Annotated in this window: 17 protein-coding genes; all 17 read left to right on the top strand. The window is 51.2% G+C overall.

Features of this window, described 5'->3' with window-relative positions; all coding sequences use genetic code 11:
* Nucleotides 1-100 precede the first annotated feature (100 nt).
* Nucleotides 101-517 (top strand): F0F1 ATP synthase subunit epsilon, encoded by a 417-nt coding sequence (locus tag M2108_RS04565; protein ID WP_277468193.1) that lies wholly within the window; start codon nt 101-103, stop codon nt 515-517.
* 192 nt (nt 518-709) lie between these two features.
* Nucleotides 710-967: a DUF1146 family protein gene (locus M2108_RS04560; protein WP_277468194.1), complete on the top strand. Its 258-nt coding sequence runs from the start codon at nt 710-712 to the stop codon at nt 965-967.
* Between the two features lie 198 nt (nt 968-1,165).
* Nucleotides 1,166-2,533 carry a UDP-N-acetylglucosamine 1-carboxyvinyltransferase gene (gene murA / locus M2108_RS04555; RefSeq protein ID WP_277468195.1) on the top strand — a complete coding sequence of 456 codons (1,368 nt, stop codon included), beginning with the start codon at nt 1,166-1,168 and terminating at the stop codon, nt 2,531-2,533.
* A gap of 154 nt (nt 2,534-2,687) precedes the next feature.
* Nucleotides 2,688-3,836 (top strand): stage II sporulation protein D, encoded by a 1,149-nt coding sequence (spoIID, locus tag M2108_RS04550; RefSeq protein WP_277468196.1) that lies wholly within the window; start codon nt 2,688-2,690, stop codon nt 3,834-3,836.
* Between the two features lie 60 nt (nt 3,837-3,896).
* Nucleotides 3,897-4,637, top strand: coding sequence for a stage II sporulation protein SpoIIQ (gene spoIIQ, locus M2108_RS04545; protein ID WP_277468197.1), 741 nt, complete (start codon nt 3,897-3,899; stop codon nt 4,635-4,637).
* Between the two features lie 240 nt (nt 4,638-4,877).
* Entirely contained in the window at nt 4,878-5,165 is a 288-nt protein-coding gene (gene spoIIID, locus M2108_RS04540) for a sporulation transcriptional regulator SpoIIID (RefSeq protein WP_038597396.1), read from the top strand.
* 185 nt (nt 5,166-5,350) lie between these two features.
* A complete protein-coding gene (gene mreB / locus M2108_RS04535; RefSeq protein ID WP_167360634.1) occupies nt 5,351-6,349 on the top strand; it encodes a rod shape-determining protein in 999 nt (332 codons plus the stop codon).
* A gap of 49 nt (nt 6,350-6,398) precedes the next feature.
* Nucleotides 6,399-7,274, top strand: coding sequence for a flagellar hook-basal body protein (locus M2108_RS04530; protein ID WP_277468198.1), 876 nt, complete (start codon nt 6,399-6,401; stop codon nt 7,272-7,274).
* Nucleotides 7,275-7,399: 125 nt separating this feature from the next.
* Entirely contained in the window at nt 7,400-8,221 is an 822-nt protein-coding gene (locus tag M2108_RS04525) for a flagellar hook-basal body protein (protein WP_277468199.1), read from the top strand.
* 8 nt (nt 8,222-8,229) lie between these two features.
* Entirely contained in the window at nt 8,230-8,460 is a 231-nt protein-coding gene (locus M2108_RS04520) for a DNA-directed RNA polymerase subunit beta (RefSeq protein WP_277468200.1), read from the top strand.
* Nucleotides 8,461-8,818: 358 nt separating this feature from the next.
* Complete coding sequence (fabZ, locus tag M2108_RS04515) at nt 8,819-9,241, top strand: 3-hydroxyacyl-ACP dehydratase FabZ (protein WP_042181304.1); 423 nt, start codon at nt 8,819-8,821, stop codon at nt 9,239-9,241.
* Between the two features lie 47 nt (nt 9,242-9,288).
* The gene (locus M2108_RS04510) at nt 9,289-11,007 is read left to right on the top strand and encodes a phospho-sugar mutase (RefSeq protein ID WP_277468201.1); all 1,719 of its coding nucleotides are present in this window, start codon (nt 9,289-9,291) and stop codon (nt 11,005-11,007) included.
* A 105-nt stretch (nt 11,008-11,112) separates the two neighbouring features.
* Nucleotides 11,113-13,152 carry a DUF5693 family protein gene (locus M2108_RS04505; protein WP_277468202.1) on the top strand — a complete coding sequence of 680 codons (2,040 nt, stop codon included), beginning with the start codon at nt 11,113-11,115 and terminating at the stop codon, nt 13,150-13,152.
* Nucleotides 13,125-14,264: a polysaccharide pyruvyl transferase CsaB gene (gene csaB / locus M2108_RS04500; protein ID WP_277468203.1), complete on the top strand. Its 1,140-nt coding sequence runs from the start codon at nt 13,125-13,127 to the stop codon at nt 14,262-14,264. Before M2108_RS04505 ends, csaB begins: the two co-directional genes overlap by 28 nt.
* Nucleotides 14,265-15,026 carry a WecB/TagA/CpsF family glycosyltransferase gene (locus tag M2108_RS04495; protein ID WP_481856854.1) on the top strand — a complete coding sequence of 254 codons (762 nt, stop codon included), beginning with the start codon at nt 14,265-14,267 and terminating at the stop codon, nt 15,024-15,026.
* Between the two features lie 116 nt (nt 15,027-15,142).
* Nucleotides 15,143-16,270 carry a glycosyltransferase family 4 protein gene (locus tag M2108_RS04490; RefSeq protein WP_221796689.1) on the top strand — a complete coding sequence of 376 codons (1,128 nt, stop codon included), beginning with the start codon at nt 15,143-15,145 and terminating at the stop codon, nt 16,268-16,270.
* A 161-nt stretch (nt 16,271-16,431) separates the two neighbouring features.
* On the top strand, nt 16,432-20,316 hold the full coding sequence (locus M2108_RS04485; protein WP_277468205.1) for an S-layer homology domain-containing protein: 3,885 nt from the start codon (nt 16,432-16,434) through the stop codon (nt 20,314-20,316).
* Nucleotides 20,317-20,470: the final 154 nt, after the last annotated feature.

Below are 20,470 nucleotides of genomic sequence, written 5' to 3'. Positions count from 1 at the left end.
AGTTAAGATCTGGCTTTCGATAGCGAACTTCACTTCGTAAAGCTAAAGCCTATGCTTTCGATGCGAGCTTAACGAAGTTAAGCTTTTAGGAGGAATGAAAGTGAATACCTTTCTGCTTGAAATTGTCACACCGGAGCGCCTTGTTTACTCCAAGCAGGTTACCAGCCTCACTGTACGCGGAGTCGACGGGGAGCTGGGCATTTTGCCGGGACATATTCCGCTGGTGACACCACTTCAGGTTGCTCCGCTCACTGTGAAATCGGAGGGTCTTACGACCACTATCGCTGTTCATGGCGGGTTCGTGGAAGTGCATAAAGACAAAGTAACGGTTCTGGCCGAAAGCGCCGAGCTGCCTACCGATATTGATGTTGAACGCGCCGAAGCGGCTAGGGAACGGGCTCAGCGCCGTCTTCAGTCACGCAGCAAACAGGATGAAATTGATCACCGTCGTGCGGAGCTGGCACTTCAGCGCGCCGTTACACGGATCAAGGTGTCCACCGGAAAAGGACAACAGTAATCAAACCGCGGTCAAGCCTATGGCTTGGCCGTTTTTTTATGAGGCGAAGTGGCAAATATTATGAAAATCTCGTAACATTCCAAGCTATCTGGACATGTAATGTTTAAAACTTTGTAAAAGTACTGGATTCTTTTGACCTGCACAAGTATGATATAAGAGTCGATTTCCAAGTAACTTACACGGAGGTTTTCCATGGATCAAATATTGGTTGAAGATTTGTCCAGTGCGGTCGGTACCAGCGGTCTGGTATCCATGATCGTTTCTTTGCTCTGTGTAGTCTTATCTTGGTGGGCACTTCAGAACCTTAAGCTCGATCTGGTCATAAGATATCCCAAGAGCCCGCAGGGCCGACTGCTGCATTTGCTGCTGGCAATCGTCCTGGGCCACTTCGTGGCCGGCTTTCTGCTGGATTACCTGGGCTGGAGCGGGCAGGTCCGCAACATGTTTTAATGGCAGGTGGTTTGGTTATATCTCTCATAGACCATAAGGCAAAAATGGTGTCGAATAATAAGGTTTTATTATGTCAACACTGATGTTTAAGGAGCGTGCCCGCACATCGGGCGCACTGACGGAATATCCGATATTTTAACAGATGCATCTTACCTTAAAAATTAATTTCAGAAATAATGGACGCGGAGGGAAACCGAAATGAGCAAATTTATCGTCCGCGGTGGCAACAGATTGACCGGGAGCGTGAAAGTTAGCGGCGCAAAAAATTCCGTACTACCGATCATAGCCGCCTCTCTATTGGCAGAAGAAGGAGTCAGCGTTATTGTGGACGCTCCTCCGCTTGACGATGTAATGACGATCAGCAAAGTGCTGGAATCTCTGGGTGCGGGCGTTACATACCAGAACGATATCATCGAGGTAGATGCCAGAAACATATCCTCCTGTGAGGCGCCTTATGAATGGGTGCGCAAAATGCGTGCATCCTTCCTAGTCATGGGCCCGCTGCTGTCCCGTATGGGGCATACCCGTATTTCATTGCCGGGGGGCTGCGCTATTGGAACAAGGCCGATTGACCAGCATCTCAAGGGCTTTGAAGCGCTGGGTGCAGAGATCAGTCTGGGGCAGGGATATATTGAAGCCAAATCTAACGGCCGTCTGCGCGGAGCCAAGGTCTATCTGGATGTGGCCAGCGTAGGGGCAACTGAGAATATAATCATGGCCGCGGCACTCGCGGAAGGTGTAACTGTAATTGAGAATGCTGCGAAGGAGCCGGAGATTGTCGATCTGGCCAACTATATTAACGGCATGGGCGGGATTGTCCGCGGTGCAGGCACAGGCGTAATCCGTATTGAAGGCGTTGAGCGCCTGCATGGCGTCAGACATCATGTCATTCCTGACCGGATTGAAGCAGGCACCTATATGGCGGCTGCAGCGATTACCGGCGGTGATGTCTATGTCGAAGGCGCTATTGCCGATCATCTCGGGCCTGTAATCGCCAAGATGGAGGAGATGGGCGTAACCATACTTCCTGACGAGAACGGCATCCGTGTCATCAGCGACAAGCCGCTGAAGGCGGTTGATCTGAAGACTCTGCCATATCCGGGCTTCCCGACTGATATGCAGTCGCAGATGATGGCATTGCTGCTCCGCTCGGAAGGCACTTCTGTTGTTACCGAGACCGTGTTTGAGAACCGCTTCATGCATGTGGATGAATTCCACAACATGAATGCCGAAATCAAGATTGAAGGCCGCTCCGCGATCGTAACCGGCAATGCCCAGCTTGTGGGCGCCAAGGTATGCGCGACGGATCTGCGTGCAGGAGCTGCGCTTATTTTGGCAGGTCTTGTTGCCGAAGGAACTACAGAGGTCAGCGGAACCCATCACATTGACCGCGGGTATGTAAATCTGGCTGAGAAGCTGTCTGGTCTTGGTGCGGACATCTGGCGGATTTCGATGCAGGAATCAGCTGCTCCGGCGCCGGCCGCAAAAGAAGAAGCCGTTAAGCCTGAAGCTTCCAAAAGTGAAGAGCTGAAGCCGCGCTTCCAGGTTCAGCCGACTTGGGTATAATTATTTTACTTTGAATGTTGAAGACTGCTCTGCTTATGCGGGCAGTCTTTTTATGTTTCAGGATTCTCTAACTCTCAGAAAAAACGTTCTAGCAGCTTCCGTAAATTCATATCTATAAGAATCACCAGTGCCTACGGAAGGAGCCATAGAAGAGATGAGAGAGTTCCGCTACCTGAAACGCAGAATGAAGTTCCGGCGCGCCAAGCAGCCGCGCGCTCCCAAGATCAGGCGGCTCGCCCCCGCCGCCTGGCTGGCAGCCCCGCTGCTCGCGGGGCTGCTGCTGCCGCTGGCTCTTGTCCCGCTGCGCGGGGGACATGAGCCAGCCCCGGAGGCCGTGCCGCAGGCCACGGCCTCGCCGGCGCCGCCGGCAGCGGCTGCTGCGGAGGCTCCGCAGCCGGAAGTGACCGTCTATTTGTCGCGGAGCGGACAAATAGAGACCCTGCCGCTGGAGGACTACGTCAGCGGCGTGCTGGCGGCCGAGATGCCGGCGGACTTTGAGCTCGAAGCGCTCAAAGCGCAGGCCGTGGCCGCCCGCACCTTTATCGTTCGCCGCCTGCTGGCCGGCGACCACAGCGGGGTGCCCGTTCCGGAGGCCGATGTAAGCGATACAGTAAGCCATCAGGCTTACATCTCGCTGGCGGTGCTGGAACGGGACTGGGAGCACGGCGGCAAGAGCGCCGCGCTGGCCAAACTGCGCCGCGCGGTCCTTGAGACGCGCGGAGTGATCATGACCTACAAAGGGCAGCCGATTACGGCATCCTTCTTTGCCTCCAGCGGAGGCTATACCGAAAATTCGGAAGACTACTGGAATGTAGCCGTTCCTTATCTGCGCAGCGTCTCGAGTCCCTGGGAGCTGGAGATTACACCGAACCTGGCCGTGTCGGTCAGCTTCAGCACCTCCGAGCTGCTGAGCAAGCTTGGACTGGATGCAACTGCACTGCCTGCTTCACAGGACCTTGCTGCTTCAGGCAAAATGAAGCCCGTATCCTCGTCCTCCTCAGCACTGCCGGCAGTAGTGCTGTCGCTGACCGCCGGCCACCGTGTGAGGGAAATATCCATTGGCGGAAAGGTATTCACCGGCCGCGAGGTCCGCGAGAAGCTGAGGCTGCGCTCCAGCCAGTTCACCTGGAAGCGGCAGGGCAATGAAGTGCTGATTACCACCTACGGCAACGGGCATGGAGTCGGCATGAGCCAGTGGGGGGCAAACGGGATGGCGAAGGAAGGGAGCACAGCCACCCAGATTCTCAAACACTACTATAGCGGAGTCCAGTTTACCCAAGTCTCAACTCTCCTGAAAAAATAACTTAAAAGATACGTATAAAAGCGAACCGCCCGGTAACACTGGTTACTGAGGTGATAAACTATGAATGAACAAGACAAAAACAAGCAAACCCATGATGAATCTCTCAAAAATAAGCAGGGAGATTCAGGCGCCAAGCCTTCTTCATGGAACAGAGCATTATCCAAACGCTGGGTATTCCCGGCAGTCTACACGGCGGCAGCGGCTCTTATCCTAACTTTGGTGTGGTTCTATCAGGATGCCGGCCAAAAGCCGCTTAATCCTGACACTGCCGCTGTAGTGTCCCAGGACGTCAGCGGTTCCGGCAATGAAGCCGGCACACCGGCTGATCCGGAAGCGCTTGAAGTTGTCGCATCGACAGAGAGCCTGGCCTGGCCGGTAGCCAGTCCAAGTGAAGTGCAGGTTGTTAAGCCGTTCTACGACGAGAACGGTACGGAAGAAAGTCATGTGGCGGCTATGGTGCAGTACAATGATACCTTCGTGCCGAATGTCGGTATTGATCTTGCCCGTGAAGACAACAAAACCTTTGATGTCAAAGCTGCACTCAGCGGTGAAGTTACCCGGGTCGAAGAGGTTGCTGTATTCGGTAAAGTCGTTGAGATTACCCATCCGGGCAATCTGAAGACCGTGTATCAGAGTCTTGGCGATGTAAAAGTGAAGCAGGGCGATGAAGTGAAGCAGGGTGATACGCTGGCAACGGCGGGACGCAGTGAGATCGAGAAGGATCTCGGCAATCATGTACACTTCGAAGTGTACGAGGACGGTAAAGTTGTTAACCCGTCCGATCTGCTGGCTCAGCGCTAAATATCTGCAGGGGACAGGGGGCGTAAGCTCCCTGTTATTTTGCGTTTGCGTCAGGGGGAGTAACTTTAATGCTTATTATTAAAAGTGCAACTTTAGTCCTATTTCAAAAAATCATCAGATCAAACGGTTGTCCCGGAAAGAAAATGGGCTTTCATAGGCTTGTCACGTCCTGAAAGCGCGAATATATAGGCCCGCCCCTCATATAATGTACCAAACTATCCACAGTTGGGAGGCGGGAGCGTGCACGATTACATCAAGGAACGGACGATCAAAATCGGACGCTGCATCGTGGAAACCAGGCATACGGTCCGGACCATAGCCAAGGAATTTGGCGTTTCAAAGAGCACGGTGCATAAAGATTTAACCGAACGGCTGCCGGAGATCAATCCGGATTTGGCTGATCAGGTAAAGCACATTCTCGAATATCATAAGTCGATCCGGCATCTGCGGGGGGGAGAAGCCACTAAGATTAAGTACAAAAAAACGACAGGCAAGAAACGCGAGGTTGCCGTAGCCGCAAAGCCATGATTTTTTCAGCTTTTTAAGCAATAATTCAGGTTTAGTACATTGTATACTTCCCCTAAAGTATGGTATTTTTAAATTTGGTACTGTATAAGATGAACTTAATAATGAAGCGACTTTAACCAATATTAAGTTCACATTCTACAACTAACTATTCTTATTTAAAATAACACTTTGGGGGCTCTTTCATTATGCTTAGCAAGGATATCGGAATCGATCTCGGCACTGCCAATGTGCTCATACATGTTAAAGGGAGGGGAGTCGTTCTGGATGAACCCTCCGTGGTCACACTTGAAAGTGATACGAAGCGGGTCCTTGCGGTAGGTGAACAGGCACGCCGGATGGTCGGGCGCACACCGGGCAATATTACAACGATCCGTCCGCTCAGGGATGGTGTTATTGCTGACTTTGCCATTACGGAAATGATGCTGAAATATTTCATCGACCGTGTGGGCGGACGTACCTGGTACTCCAAGCCCCGCATATTGATCTGTGCCCCCACAAATATTACCTCAGTTGAACAGAAATCAATCCGGGAAGCTGCCGAGCGGAGCGGAGCGAGGGATGTGTATCTGGAGGAAGAGCCCAAAGCCGCAGCAATCGGAGCGGGCATGGATATTTATCAGCCAAGCGGAAATATGGTCGTCGATATTGGCGGCGGAACGACGGATGTAGCAGTCCTGTCTATGAACGACATCGTTACTGCCTCCTCCATTAAAGTGGCAGGGGATAAATTCGACGAGGCCATTTTAAAATATATCAAACAGAAGTATAAGCTGCTCATCGGCGAACGCACAGCTGAAGATATTAAGGTTTCGATCGGTTCGGTCCGGCCAGGCGGTATGAAGGCTGAGATGGATATCAGAGGCCGGGATATGGTCAGCGGGCTTCCCCAGACGCTCACTATTACCTCAGGAGAGGTAAAAGAAGCGCTGTGGGATCCGGTCTCCATGATTGTGGCGGCAGCCAAATCCGTGCTGGAGCGTACACCGCCGGAGCTTTCGGCAGATGTTATTGACCGTGGTGTGGTTCTTACCGGCGGCGGCGCGCTTCTAAACGGGCTGGACGAGCTGCTCTCTGAAGAGCTGCATGTTCCGGTTTGGGTAGCCGAGGATCCGATGCACTGTGTGGTAAAGGGAACCGGTATCCTGCTGGATAATTTGGACAAAGCCGTTAAGAAAAAATTCTAGCTTGCCGATATAAGGGATAACAGCAGATTGAGGAAGGGGAATTGCCCGCATGATCAGAGGATTGTATACGGCCGCTGCCGGTATGGTGACGCAGCAGCGCAGACATGATACGGCGACGCAGAACATTGCCAACTTAAATACTACGGGGTACAAGCAGGTTAATACGGTAACCCATGCCTTTCCCGATGTATTAATCTCGGCAATGAGCGGAGGTACAGCGAAGCAGGTCGGCCGCCTCAACACGGGGGTATTCGCTGAGCAGGCTGTTTCCCAATACTTGCAGGGCGATTTAATTGAAAGCGGCAAGTCGTTTGATTTTGCGCTGTCTGATGATTTGCGGCTTCCGGATCCGGCAACCGGAGCGGACATGCTGTTCGACGGATCGGGCAAGCATGTGAGCGAGGACGGCGAGGTTACTTACAAGCCGCAGGCTTTTTTTACCGTACAGGATAATGAAGGGAATAACTTATATACAAGAAACGGCAGCTTTACTGTTAATGCATCAGGGGAAGTGCTTAGTTCCGGAGGGTTCCGGGTGCTGGATGCGGCAGGCAATCCGCTTGTGCTGACAGAGCCTATGGATAATCTTGCAGTGGACGGGCAGGGCAACCTGCTGGACCCGGCTACCGGCCTTCCTTCCGGAGCAAAGATCGGCATCAGCATCGTTACAAGACCGCAGGAGCTGGTACGTGACGGCAATGGTGTTTTTCACGCTGATGATGCAGATGCGGCAGAGATCCGTTTTGCGGAAGACGGGGATAATCTCCTGCTGCGCCAGGGCTATATTGAAGGCTCCAATGTTGATGCTACCCAGGTAACTGTTGATATGAATGCCGCTTACCGGGCATATGAGGCCAACCAGAAGGTGGTTCAGATCTATGACACCAGCCTGCAGAAGGCAGTAAATGAAGTGGGCAGAGTATAAGCCGGAACCAAAGCGTACTAGCTTTTTGAACATATCAGTAGATGTTTGGGGTCCCCGCAAAGTACCTGAGTCAGCTTCGATGTAAAAGCCTCACTTTGTGGGGGGATTTTAGGAGGGAATAACCTGTGAACAACTCGACGATCGGTGCGGCCGTCTCTATGTCCAGTCTTCAGCAGCGCCTGGATATTATTGCGGACAATATCGCGAACATGAATACGAATGGATACAAGAGCAAGGAAGGCTCATTTGAGGATGTCCTGACCCGTGTCCAGCAGCAGTCCAAGGAATATGAGCAGCCTGGCCGCAGTATGCCGCTCGGCTTCAATATCGGGTTCGGGGTACGTGTATCCACAGTAACCAGTAATTGGGAGGAAGGACCGCTGCAGGAGACAGGCAACCCTACAGATCTCGCACTGCAGGGAAACGGGCTATTCGGCGTGCAGGTTAACGGGGACACGGCGTATACCCGTCAGGGTAATTTCCATTTCACTCCTGATCCGGAAGATGCCCAGCAGATGATGCTGGTGGACAATACAGGCAATCCGGTGCTGAACACAGAGGGCAACCCGCTCAGAGTGCCGGCAAATGTCAGTGCTGCGATAGATGAGAAGGGCCGGGTATTCACCAAAACCGGAGAGAATGAACCCGTACAGTTAGCGGGCACAATAATGATTGTTGAGCCGCTTAGCAAGACGGCTTTGCAGGCTGTAGACGGTAATTTTTATGTGCTTCCTGATGGTGTAACGGAAGGGCAGGCCTTTCTCCAGCGGCAGCCTGGTGAAGAGACGTCATTCGGCGTGCGATCCGGATATCTGGAGCAGTCCAATGTGGATTTAAGCAAGGAAATGACGGAGCTTATGCAGCTTCAGCGCACTTACCAGCTGGCTGCCCGTGCGCTTTCCTCCAGTGACCAGATGCTTGGCCTGGCCAATAATATGCGCGGGTAGGTGAAGGAATGAGTGCTCAGAACAAACCAAAGCCTGAAGAGGACAAGCAGCAGCCGGTCAAACGGCGCGGCGTATCCAAATGGACCATTGTCCAGTGGTTTCTGATTCCTCTCCTGTTGATCGCTGCGCTCGCCGGCGGGCTGGTTGCAGGATATGTCATTATCGGCAAACGGGAACTCAGCGATGTACTCCAGTGGAGCACATGGAAGCATGTCTATGATCTGGTCTTTGCACCTTAATTTATGCGTTGTTTGGAAACTCCCTTGTTGTACAGGGGAGTTTTCTTTTTTATACTGGAAAATGTATAATGAGTGGGGACTAAGGGACAAGCGGACCCTTAACAGGGAAGCTGTTCAGAAGCTTTGCGGAGACTGCGGATCCAGACCTTCCGCAATCCAAAAAGGGCCTTCTCCGTCATGCTGCCGCGTGCGGCGGAGAAAGCCCCTTATCTTAACCTCCACTGCTGCAGGTGGTGAAGGATAATTATAGTTTTTACCCGAGCAGTCCAACTTTATGCAGGGTTCGGCAAGATTACAGCTGCAGCCTGATGGAGGACTGCCCAATGACGCGGTTAAATCCGAAAGGAGCATTGCTTAAATGCTGAATATCAATGAAATCCAGGAAATAATCCCCCACCGGCCCCCATTTCTGCTGGTGGACAAAATTATCGAAATTGAAATGGGCAAACGGGCTGTAGGCATCAAGAACGTAACGGTAAACGAGCCGTTTTTTGCAGGCCATTTCCCGGGTTTTCCGGTTATGCCGGGTGTGCTGATTACTGAAGCGCTGGCTCAGGTTGGTGCAGTAGCTATTCTCGGGGTTGAAGCCAACCGCGGGAAAATCGGTTTTCTGGCAGGGCTGGACGGCTTCCGCTTCCGCGGCCAGGTTGTACCGGGGGATACGCTTACTCTTGAGGTAGAAATCACCAGACTTAAAGGCAGCATCGGAAAAGGCCAGGCTACCGCCAAGGTGGACGGCAAGGTTGTGGCTTCCGGCGAAATTATGTTCGCGCTCAGCTAATCCCAGTTATACTACCCTAAATTATAAATGGAGAAGGAGAGATTCATATGACTCAATTAAGCCCGAAAGCCGCAGAAACATTAAGCCGCTGGCTGCAGGACCCTTCTGTTGACGAGAACACCAAACAAGAGCTGAACCTTCTGGCGGATGATCCGCAGGAACTGGAAGAACGTTTTTACAGAGATCTGGAATTCGGTACAGGCGGTCTCCGCGGAGTAATCGGTGCCGGCAGCAACCGCATGAACCGTTATACTGTGGGCAGAGCCACTCAAGGCTTCGCCAACTATATTCTTGAGAATCATAAGGGCGAAGGTCGGCCATCTGTCGTAATCGCCCACGATTCACGCCGTTTCTCACCGGAATTCACGCTGGAAGCAGCGCTCGTTCTGGCCGGTAACGGGATTGAGGCGCATTTGTTCCCTTCCCTGCGCTCTACGCCGCAGCTGAGCTTTGCTGTACGTCATTTGAAAGCTTCAGGAGGCGTAGTTATTACTGCGAGCCATAACCCTCCGGAATATAACGGCTACAAGGTGTACAATGCCGACGGCGGACAGCTAGTACCGGATGAAGCGGAAAAGGTGATTTCACACATATTGGAGGTTGATTCCTTCAATGGTGTTAAACGCCTTTCCCGTGAAGAAGCGGAGAGCCAAGGCCTGCTGCACTGGCTGGGAGAGCCAGAGGATGAGGCCTTCACAGATACAGTGGCAGCCGTCAGCGTTGCCCGTGAGGAGATTGCTTCCACACTCGGCCGTGATTTCAAAATCGTATACACTCCGCTGCACGGGACGGGCAACCTGCCGGTCCGCAGTGTTTTGAACAAAATCGGCTTCACGGAAGTACATGTCGTACAGGAGCAGGAACAGCCGGATTCCGAATTCTCTACTGTGAAGTCGCCGAATCCCGAAGAGCGCGAAGCCTTCACGCTGGCGATTAAGCTGGGCGAAGAGCTTAATGCAGACCTGCTGATCGGGACAGACCCGGATGCGGACCGCATGGGAGCCGTCGTCCGTGATAATGAGGGCAATTTTGTAGTACTGTCCGGCAACCAGTCCGGCGCGCTGATGATCCATTATTACCTGAGCCGTCTGCAGGAACAGGGCAAGCTGCCTAGCAACGGTGCTGTAGTCAAAACCATCGTTACCAGTGAGATGGGAGCGGCTGTAGCTTCGCATTATGGCGCTACAGTATTCAACACGCTGACCGGCTTCAAATATATCGGGGAGAAAATGACCCAGTTCGAGCAGTCCGGTGAATATACCTATCTGTTCGGATATGAGGAAAGCTACGGATATCTGGCCGGCAACTATGCCCGCGACAAGGATGCCGTACTTGCTTCCATGCTGATTGCCGAAGCAGGTGCTTATTATAAAGCGCAGGGCAAGACGCTGTATGATGTGCTTCAGGAGCTGTATGAACAGTTTGGCTACTTCCTGGAAAGCCTGGAATCACGTACCCTTAAGGGCAAAGACGGTGTAGCCCAGATCCAGGGAATTATGAGTGACTGGCGCAGCAACCCGCCACAGGAAATTGCCGGAGCTTCCGTTACCGAGGTGCTCGACTATTCACTTGGCCTTAACGGGCTGCCTAAGGAAAATGTGCTCAAGTATCTGTTGTCCGACGGTTCATGGTTCTGCCTGCGCCCATCCGGCACAGAGCCGAAGATTAAAGTATACTTTGCGGTTCGCGGAGAATCGCTGCAGAATGCGAAAGACAAGGTGGCTGCCCTTACAGAGCAGGTTATGGCCCGCGTCGACGGGAAATAATAATCCTGCACGATATGAAGCTTTCTCACAGAAACGGATACTGCTCCTGACAGGACAGACATCCGTTTCTGCTTGAGTTAGGAAGTGAAAGAGGAGGTACTTTTGGTGCACCAGAAATGGCAACAATGGAATATTACTTCACGCAAGTGGTTATGGATTCTCGTAGTAATCGGTGTTCTGTCTGCTCTCCCGGTTGTCTATGACCGTCTGCAGACCGAGAAATCTTCCAAGACAGTTGAGTTTGTATTTGATTACCGTGATCTGGTGGAGGTAGCCAGCTACCGTGTGAATCCTAAGGATTACATTTCACAGCAGCTTGACCGCCTCAAGGAAGCCGGCGTTCAGAGCATGGCTATTTACGAGAGCACACTGGAGGATTACCGCAAGGCCCGCCGTCTGATGATGTGGGGGGCAACGGATATTGCCAACCTGACTGATACTGTAATTCCCGAGAATGAGAACTATACATACGTCCTCTTTACGAGCACGGAGAATAGTTCGGTGCTCGCACCGTTGATTCAGGATGCTTTTCATGTGCTTGGCATTGACACTGAAAATTGGAGCTTCCGCGGGCAGCAGGGGCTGATCATCAAAACCCCGCTGGAAGATGCTACCCTGAAGCCGCTCCAGCCTGACCCGTTCAATCTGGAGATGCTGCATGAGAAGGGCTTCAGCATTGTTCCGCGTCTGGTGGACTCTCTTGCCTATAATGAAGAAGCCGTTACGAAGCTGCTGGACCGCTATCAGGAGCTTGGCGTCAAACGCATACTGTTCGAAGGAGAATCGGTTAAAGGCTTCACGGATGATGCCGATACCGGCAGCCTTACCGCTTTTGCTGAGCTCCTTAAGGAACGCGGGATGGGGATAGCGGCCATCGAAAATATCAAGGCCCAGCAAAAGGGATTCGGCAAGCTGGCCTATCTGCTTGATTATAATGTGACGCGCCTGTATTCGCTTAGCGAAGGCGATTCCGGGCTGTCTCCGGAAGTCATTGCCGACAGATTTGCCCTGGCCACCAAGGACCGCAACATCCGGATGCTGTATCTCAATACCATCCCTTCACGGGATACCACTACAGCTCAGATTAAAGATACCTTGGACAATCTGGTGACCAGCCTAAGCGGCCCTGACGGAGCCGTGCAGAAAATTGAAGATAACGGATTTACACTCGGTCAGGCTGAAGCCTTCGATGTCGTAGATTCCTCCTACCAGCGCTACTTCAAGCTGGGGGCTGTTATCGGCGCAGTATCCATGGTAGCCCTGCTTGTGTCATACTTCATTCCTTGGCTTACCCTGGCCGCGTGGATTCTGGGATTGGTCGGCAGTGCAGGTCTGATGCTCCTGAAGCCGCCGCTGTTTGAGCAGGCACTGGCGCTTGCAGTTGCTATTAGTGCGCCGACAGTTGCGACTGTGCTGGCTGTCCGCAAGATCAACGAGCAGGGGCCGCCGCTGCGGATTAACAAACTCACTTATGCAGTTATGAGTCCCGGACGCCGCCTGGCGCATAGCCTTGTGCTCTATATTAAGACTGCACTTATCTCGTTGAGTGCTGTGCCGTTTGTTATTGCTCTGCTTAACAATATTACTTACAGTCTGGTGCTTAACCAGTTCCGCGGCGTCAGTCTGCTGCACCTGGCTCCTATTGGACTGACCGCCTTGTATGTACTCTTATACCGCGGAGAGTTTGCCTTTAATAAGACGGGTAAGCTTCTGCGCACGCCGATTACACTGGCCATGGTAATCGCCGCCGTCATTCTCGGCGTGGTAGGGATGTACTACTTGAGCCGTACGGGCAATAGCGGAAGTGTGACTCCGCTTGAACGTTCGTTCCGTATCTTCCTGGAGAATACAGTCGGTGTACGGCCGCGCAATAAGGAGTTCCTGCTTGCCCATCCGCTGTTCATTTTGGGGGCCTTTATGGCCTATAAATACCGTAATGCCGCGTTTATCATGATTATTGCGGTCATCGGCCAGCTGTCAATGGTGGATACCTTTGCCCATATCCATACTCCGGTGCTGATCTCATTGATCCGCGGACTCCTTGGATTAGGTCTTGGACTTATTATTGGCCTGATTGCCGTAGGCGTTTGGCAGATCGCGGAAAGGTGTTGGAAACGATGGTCGCCTCTGCTCAAAAAATTGTAATATCCGGCTACTACGGCTTCCGCAACAGCGGAGACGAGGCTGTTCTGCAATCGATTCTGAATGCGTTGCAGAGACAGTCAGAGGCCGCCGGCATTGTCATTGAACCGGTTGTATTATCGATAGATCCGGAATCTACAACCGCCACCTACGGTGTCAAGTCCGTTCACCGGATGAAACTGGGCGAGGTACGACGGGCTATTGCCGAAAGTGCCGGACTGATCAGCGGAGGCGGAAGCCTGCTGCAGGACGTAACCAGCTCAAAGACCATACCGTATTACCTGGGCGTCCTGAAGCTTGCCCAATGGATAGGCAAGCCGACCTTTATTTATGCCCAGGGAGTGGGTCCGGTTAACCGCAAGCTGTTTCACCCGCTGATTAAGTCAGTATTCCGTAACTGCGCTTATGTATCCGTGCGGGACGAACAGTCCCGCAGCCTGCTGCAAAGCATGGGGCTCAATCAGGACAACATTCAGGTTGTGCCTGATCCTGTAATGGGTCTGGAGCTGCCGCAAAGAGCAGAGTCTCCGGGCGTATTCTCTGCTGAGACAGCTTCCGGACTGAAGACTGTGGGGATTTCCATCCGTTTCTGGGAGGAATCACGGTATGAGCTGAATGAAATCGCTGAAGGCTTGCTGAAGGCCTGTGCCCAAATACCTTTTCATTTGCGCTTTCTGCCGTTTCACCATCCTACTGACAATGAAGCCTCGCGTTATCTTATGGAGAAGCTGGAAAAAGAGGTTGCTGCATTAGGTGGAAGCATCAGTATACGTGAAGATGCGCTGCATCCGCAGCAGATGCTGAGCGAGGTTGCAGAATGCGATGTGCTGATCGGCATGCGCCTGCACAGCCTGATTTATGCAGCCGGCAGACGGGTGCCGCTGATAGGAGTATCATATGATCCGAAGATCGACCACTTCCTGGAGCGGATCCGCTCCAGACCTGTTGGATCGACGGGTACATTGGAGGCAGACAAGGTTGCCGCGGAAATTCTTCTGCTTCTTGAGCAGGGAGAAGCCTGGAAGCAGGAGAGGGAACCACTGATTGCCGCCCTTGTTGAAGAAGCTGAAGCACCGGCCCGCCGGATTGCTGAATATTTATGCAGTAAAGGATGATTGAACGTGAAAGCAGATAGTATTTTGCCTACAGTACCGATTTTTGGTATACGTATTTCCAAAGCCGATATGCGGGCTACGGTCTCCTACCTGACCGATGCAGTGCGTAACCGTGAGCCGCATCAAGTCATTACTGCCAATCCCATTATGGTTATGGCTGCGCTGGAGAACCCTTCCTACATGGAGATTATGAAATCGGCAGAACTGGTGGTTCCTGACGGGACTGGCGTAGTGTGGGCTGCAGAGTATTGCAAGGAGCCGGTGGCTGAGCGTGTAGCCGGATTCGACCTCTTACATGAATTGATGCGTCAAGGTGAAAGCTATAACTGGAAAGTATATCTCCTGGGTTCGACGCCTGAAGTGATTCGGGAGACCGTCTCCAGGTTACAATCTCAATATCCGCGCATTGTAATTGCTGGCTATCGTGACGGCTTTTTTGGTCCGGAAGCAGACGAAGCTGTTGTGGCAGATATTGTGAAGTCCCAGCCTGATCTGCTGTTTGTCGCCAGAGGTGCAGACAGTCAGGAGCCCTGGATCGCCAAGTACAAATCACAGCTGAATATTCCTGTAATGATGGGAGTAGGCGGAAGCTTTGATGTGATCTCCGGCAAGAGCAAACGGGCACCTGTTGCGTTCCAGAAACTGCGGGCCGAGTGGCTGTATCGTCTTTTGAAAGAACCAACACGATACAAAAGAATGCTTGCGCTGCCGAAATTTGCAGTAAAAGTGCTGCGTGAGAAAGATAAAGTGACAAAAGCCTGAAAAAACGGGCCAATTTACCGGGAATATCGTAACAACAGCCTAAAAACGGAATTGGAATTTGCCTTTAGTTCAGCGTATAATTCAATGCGGTAGAGAAATGGGGGTCGACTTTTCAAATGTTAATCATATACATCGCCGGATTTATTGTGTGCATGGGACTTGCACTTCTCCTGACACCGCTAGTGAAGAGATTCGCTATCAAGATTGGTGCCACAGATGTGCCGAACGCCCGTAAGGTGCATACGAGAATTATGCCCCGCCTTGGCGGACTTGGTATTTTTCTGGCGTTTGTGTTAGGCCTGCTTGCCGTATTGCCGATTATTCCGTACGATTTCACTTCGCGGGAGACACATTTCATCAAAGCGTTGCTGTGCGGCGGTGGACTGATCGTACTGATTGGCGGATTAGATGACCGTTTCGAGCTTTCAGCCAAAGTGAAGCTGCTGGGCCAGATTGCTGCAGCGTGCATCGTCGTTTTCGGTTTTGATATTACTGTTGATTTCGTAAACATTCCTTTTAATAATACGTACTCCTCACTGGAGAGCTGGATTGCCGTACCGCTGACGATTTTCTGGATTGTCGGCGTAACCAATGCGGTTAACCTGATTGACGGCCTGGACGGGCTGGCTGCAGGAGTATCAGGTATAGCAATTGCTACAATTGCAGTGATGGCCTTCCTGATGGGCAATACAATGGTGGCGCTTCTGTGCCTGCTGCTGCTTGGCAGTATTTTGGGATTTCTGTTCTTCAACTTTCATCCGGCCAAAATATTCATGGGTGACACAGGATCGCTGTTTCTTGGATTCTGTCTGGCACTGCTGGCGTTGCTCGGATTCAAACAGATCGCTGTCGTTTCCTTTATTACACCGCTCCTGATTATCGGAGTTCCTTTATCGGACACCTTCTTTGCAATCGTACGCCGCAAGCTGCAGAAGAAGCCTATCTTTGCACCGGACAAAGGTCATCTGCATCACTGCCTTCGCGAGCTGGGATTCAGCCACCGCCAGACAGTGCTGATTATTTACGGGATTGCCGCCTTCTTCGGTGTACTGGCTGTCATTCAAACATCTGCTTCTCTATATGAGGCCAACTGGGTTACCTTTGTGGTGATCTGTGTGATGCTGTTCTTCCTGCAGATCGGTGCGGAAATTACCGGCGTCATCAGCAAAACCAAACGTCCGCTTATTGATTTATTCCTGAGAATGCGCCTCAAGCTTGCACCGGAGCGCAGCTCGAAATCTTAATTTACCGCTCTTATTCAGACTTTTATTGTTAAATTAACAAAACTCATCCTTTTTAAGGATGAGTTTTTTGCTGTTCTCCCTAACAAGATAGCCGCAAACAACCGATAAAGAAAAAAGTGAAGGTCACGAAGAGAACTTTAACTCAAAGGAGAGATATACACATGCAACGCTTTAAGAGACCATTTGTCTGGGTGCTGCTTGCGGCTCTGATCGTTTCTATGTTCCCTGGCAAATATATGCCTCAGGCGGCTGCGGCCAATGCAGTCACAACTTATTTTACCCCCGATGATCTGACATTGCGCTCCACAGTAGTGCTGGATCCAAGTGCCGATAAAGACGCAGCTAATGCAATCACCCGTGACAGGGTTTATTTAACGAGTAATTCCACCCTTAACATTACCGGTGTTTACTCACAGGTGACTTCTACCACAATGAAGGTTGTTGTGGAGCAGCTGTCGCAGGACAGCTTAGGCAGATGGGTAACAGATTCCACGCGTCTGACCACAGGGACTGTGACCACCGATGCCAACAGCCCGGGCAACCGCTTTACAACTAGCGGTGTAACCTTGTATTCCGGCTTTAACAAAATCACCTTCTCCGGACTTCAGGGGAATCTGACGCGTTCTGAGTCCTTTTATGTCCTTTATGACAGAGTTCCTTATGTAACATCGCTCCAGGTGCTGGGCGGACCGGCTGCCCTCAACCTGAATGAAGGTACACAGGTGGTAGTTCCCGTATCTTCAATTACGCTGCAAGGTAAAGTAGCCAATGCTACGAAGGTAACTGTGTCACTTAATGGAGGTACAGCGCTTCAGACCTCCCTGCTGGAGGATGGAACCTTTTTCACTCCGGCCCTGACGCTGCAGCCGGGGCTAAGCTCACTGCAGATTATTGTTCAGAATGCCTCCGACAAAATTACCATCGACCGCAATGTATACTTTTTTGATACAGATCAACCGTACGCTTCCTTGGATCTGGTTCATGCGGGCAACAACTACTCTCTGATTAACAACACGCCGACGCTTTCCGTTGCGAATAAATTTACCGCCGGCTTGTCAGGGGAAGTGCTGCTTCCTTACAATGCTTCCGCTTTTGGTGGGAATTCAGGTACAGGTAAGCTGGTCATTAATGCAGGTACAACTAGTGAAGTTGCCATCCGAACCATCACAACGACTAAGGAGCAGACCATTCCTGGACCTGACGGTATTACGCCGGCATACAAGCTGGTGAAGTTCACAACCTCGGAGGATGTTCCGATTGCTACTGGCAGCAATGACTTTACTCTGACCGTAACATTCGGAAGTTATACTGCATCCCTTGTGAAATCATACTATTATGTTCCAGGGGAAACGGTAATTGATAATATCTACTACCTTCCTGATTATGCAACAGGCAAAGACATTGGTGATGTGTCCAAGCTTCCGCTGAACGGACAACAGATGGAGAAAGATAATTTCTACATCCTGGTTGAGACGAATGTTGCGCCCACCGGCGCTTTGACAGCGATGTATCTGCCACTGAGTACCAACGGCCTTCAGCTTACCAAGATTGCTGCAGCCGGGCTTGATACTGACGGTACCCAGGAGGTTTACAGAATTACCGGATTCTCGAACGGCCAACAGAAGGTTCAGTTTAAATATGGCACATCCAATTCGGTGTACAATGTAAATATCTCTTATGTATCGAAGAATTATATCTATGTCAGCAACCTCCAGGACGGCCAGACAATCGAGTATAACTCCAATTCAACCTCAAGCATTACTGTAGAGGGAGAATATATCGGGTTTGAAAATATCTTCGGAGCCCAGTTCCAGATTAACGGCAGGGACAGCAATTCGTGGGATGTGCTACCAGCAACTCCGCAGTTCAATGTCACCATGCAGGCGCCAAAATTCAAAGTCACTCTGAAGATTGATCAGGCCGGTCCGCTGGTATACGGGGAGAATACACTGATGTTCACTGGGATTTCCATGGACTCCTCAGGCAATCAGCGTGTGATCACTAAAGAACTGCGCATCTATATTATTGATACAAATGTATCCAATCTGACGCAGTTCCATCCGGTACTGGTAACGAACCGGCCGGCATTCGAGACGGATTCCCGTTCCAATGATGCCAAGCGCAATGCAATCCTGGCTCTGCCGGCCGAGATCACCTATACGGACGGTAAGTATGTAACCACCAGAGATAATTACGATCTCGTTTTACAAGGCGGAGGAGCTACAACTCTTAACCTTTACAGAGGCTCTGATCTGGTCTTCACGACTGTAGGCAATACCACTATGCTCAAAGAAAACAACAGGGATGAATTTATTTCACCAGGAACCTACGGTTCAGTAATCTATGATTATGTTGGAACAACCAAGGACTTCCTGCTGCGGATCCGCGATCTGAAGTTTGATGCTCCCGGAAGCCATGTCTACACGCTGGAGCTGATCAATAAGACCGGCGCGAGAACGACACAAAGAATTGAAATTGTCCGTGAAGTGCTGCCTTACCGTATTCTGGCTCCAGTAGCGACTGTCGGAAACCAGATTGTTGTAAACAAGAACTTCGTACGGTTTGATATTGAAGCTGAAGGTGCAACAAAGGTTATGATCGACAAGTATGAAGCTGTACCCCGCCCTGACCTGGCGAACCGGTTTACCTACGACTATGTCGGGCTCAAACCGGATAAGGCAACAACGATCAAGATTCAGATTGTACGTAAGGATTCAACCCTTAATGATACAGTAACCGTCTATTACGCCAGTGCAGTGCAGATTGATACGCAGTATATGGCTGAGAAGGTAGCGACAAAGTATAGTGTCTTCAACAAGCAACTGGAGCTGAACTTCCCTAAAGGAACACTGATGAAGGGATATACCAGTTCAGGAGCCGCGAAGTATTATCCTGACACCAAGCTGCTGTTCGGGATTGCCGACCCTAATGACGGGGTTGTAGAGCGTACTAACGATTACGGCAACATCATTAATGTCAGCCCGGTTGATGAAAGATTTGTAGGTGTTCAGAAGCAGCTCGTCATCCTGCAGGAGCTCGTTCTCCGGTTCACCTCATCAGCGACCAACAGCAACTTCTCCAGAGTGTCGGATATTTACTGGTTGAGCGGTGGTCTGGGTGAGGTAGGCACCAAGGGAAGCAGCAGTTATGTGCCTGCATCTAACGGGGTTGCCCCATATTCCATCGAGGGTAATTTCACGCAGATCAGCCAATCCCGCAAAATCATACCTTCCCAGCGCGGGGAGCTGACGCTCAGCTTCAGTCCTAACGTTGTGGATGAAGTCGGTTCGACCGTTACAGTGTTCCGGTATACGGATGCGGGCAAATGGGAGAACATTGGCGGAGAAGTTGATACCAAGAATCATACCGTAACCGTTCCTTTTGATGAGTTCGGCTACTACACTGTTATGAAACTGCGCCGCGGGTTTACGGATATTACAAATCACCCGTGGGCAAGAAATATTCTGAACGGCCTGTACTCTAAAGGGATTATGACTAACCTGCGGGCAGACGCATTCGGGGCGGATGATACAACAACACGCGGTGAATTCGCTACACTGCTAGTAACCGGTCTTAATATTCCGCTTGATTATGATACGAACAAGCAGACCTTCTTCGATATCGTACCGGAAGCTGTATCGACAACCTGGAATTTTAAGAGTATTGAGACTGCAGCAAGAGCGGGAATTGTTACGGGATTGAGTGACGGATTCTTTGGTCCGGACCAGGCGCTCACCAGAGAGCAGGCGGCGGTAATGATTGCCCGGGCGCTTAAACTCAAAATGTCGACCAATGATGCCAAGCTGCTGGCCAGCCTCAACAAATCCTTTGTCGACTCCGGCAGCATGGATTTCTACTCCCGTCCGGCGATCGAGGCCGTATCCAAGGCGAAGATTATGGAGGGAAGTGCAGTTACTGTTACCGGTCAGACCAAGCCTGTATACAATTTTAATCCAAAAGGCAAACTAACCAGAGCGGAAGCCGGTAAAATTGCGGTAGCCCTATTGCAGAAGAGCACAAGCATCTTCCCTAAAACCTTCAATTAATAAAGTACCGCCGGGCTGCGACATCTGTTCGCGGCCCGGTTATTTTGTACGAAAGAGGTTATACTTTATTTTATGTATGTATGACGGCCAATTTGAAGGAAATTACATATCGCCTACATTAACTTTGTAATCTGCACTGTTTTACGTTACAATA

Origin of the sequence: Paenibacillus sp. PastM-3 (assembly GCF_029893965.1) — a bacterium.
Lineage (GTDB): Bacteria > Bacillota > Bacilli > Paenibacillales > Paenibacillaceae > Paenibacillus_AQ.
Note: the sequence above shows the minus strand (reverse complement) of the source record. Positions and strands in the feature narration are given on the sequence as shown.

Coding starts and splice junctions, on each gene's coding strand:
- M2108_RS04490 (WP_221796689.1), top strand. CDS start 15,143: ATGTTAATCATATACATCGCCGGATTTATTGTGTGCATGGGACTTGCA.
- M2108_RS04510 (WP_277468201.1), top strand. CDS start 9,289: ATGACTCAATTAAGCCCGAAAGCCGCAGAAACATTAAGCCGCTGGCTG.
- mreB (WP_167360634.1), top strand. CDS start 5,351: ATGCTTAGCAAGGATATCGGAATCGATCTCGGCACTGCCAATGTGCTC.
- murA (WP_277468195.1), top strand. CDS start 1,166: ATGAGCAAATTTATCGTCCGCGGTGGCAACAGATTGACCGGGAGCGTG.
- M2108_RS04485 (WP_277468205.1), top strand. CDS start 16,432: ATGCAACGCTTTAAGAGACCATTTGTCTGGGTGCTGCTTGCGGCTCTG.
- fabZ (WP_042181304.1), top strand. CDS start 8,819: ATGCTGAATATCAATGAAATCCAGGAAATAATCCCCCACCGGCCCCCA.
- spoIIQ (WP_277468197.1), top strand. CDS start 3,897: ATGAATGAACAAGACAAAAACAAGCAAACCCATGATGAATCTCTCAAA.
- M2108_RS04560 (WP_277468194.1), top strand. CDS start 710: ATGGATCAAATATTGGTTGAAGATTTGTCCAGTGCGGTCGGTACCAGC.
- spoIID (WP_277468196.1), top strand. CDS start 2,688: ATGAGAGAGTTCCGCTACCTGAAACGCAGAATGAAGTTCCGGCGCGCC.
- M2108_RS04530 (WP_277468198.1), top strand. CDS start 6,399: ATGATCAGAGGATTGTATACGGCCGCTGCCGGTATGGTGACGCAGCAG.
- M2108_RS04520 (WP_277468200.1), top strand. CDS start 8,230: ATGAGTGCTCAGAACAAACCAAAGCCTGAAGAGGACAAGCAGCAGCCG.
- csaB (WP_277468203.1), top strand. CDS start 13,125: ATGGTCGCCTCTGCTCAAAAAATTGTAATATCCGGCTACTACGGCTTC.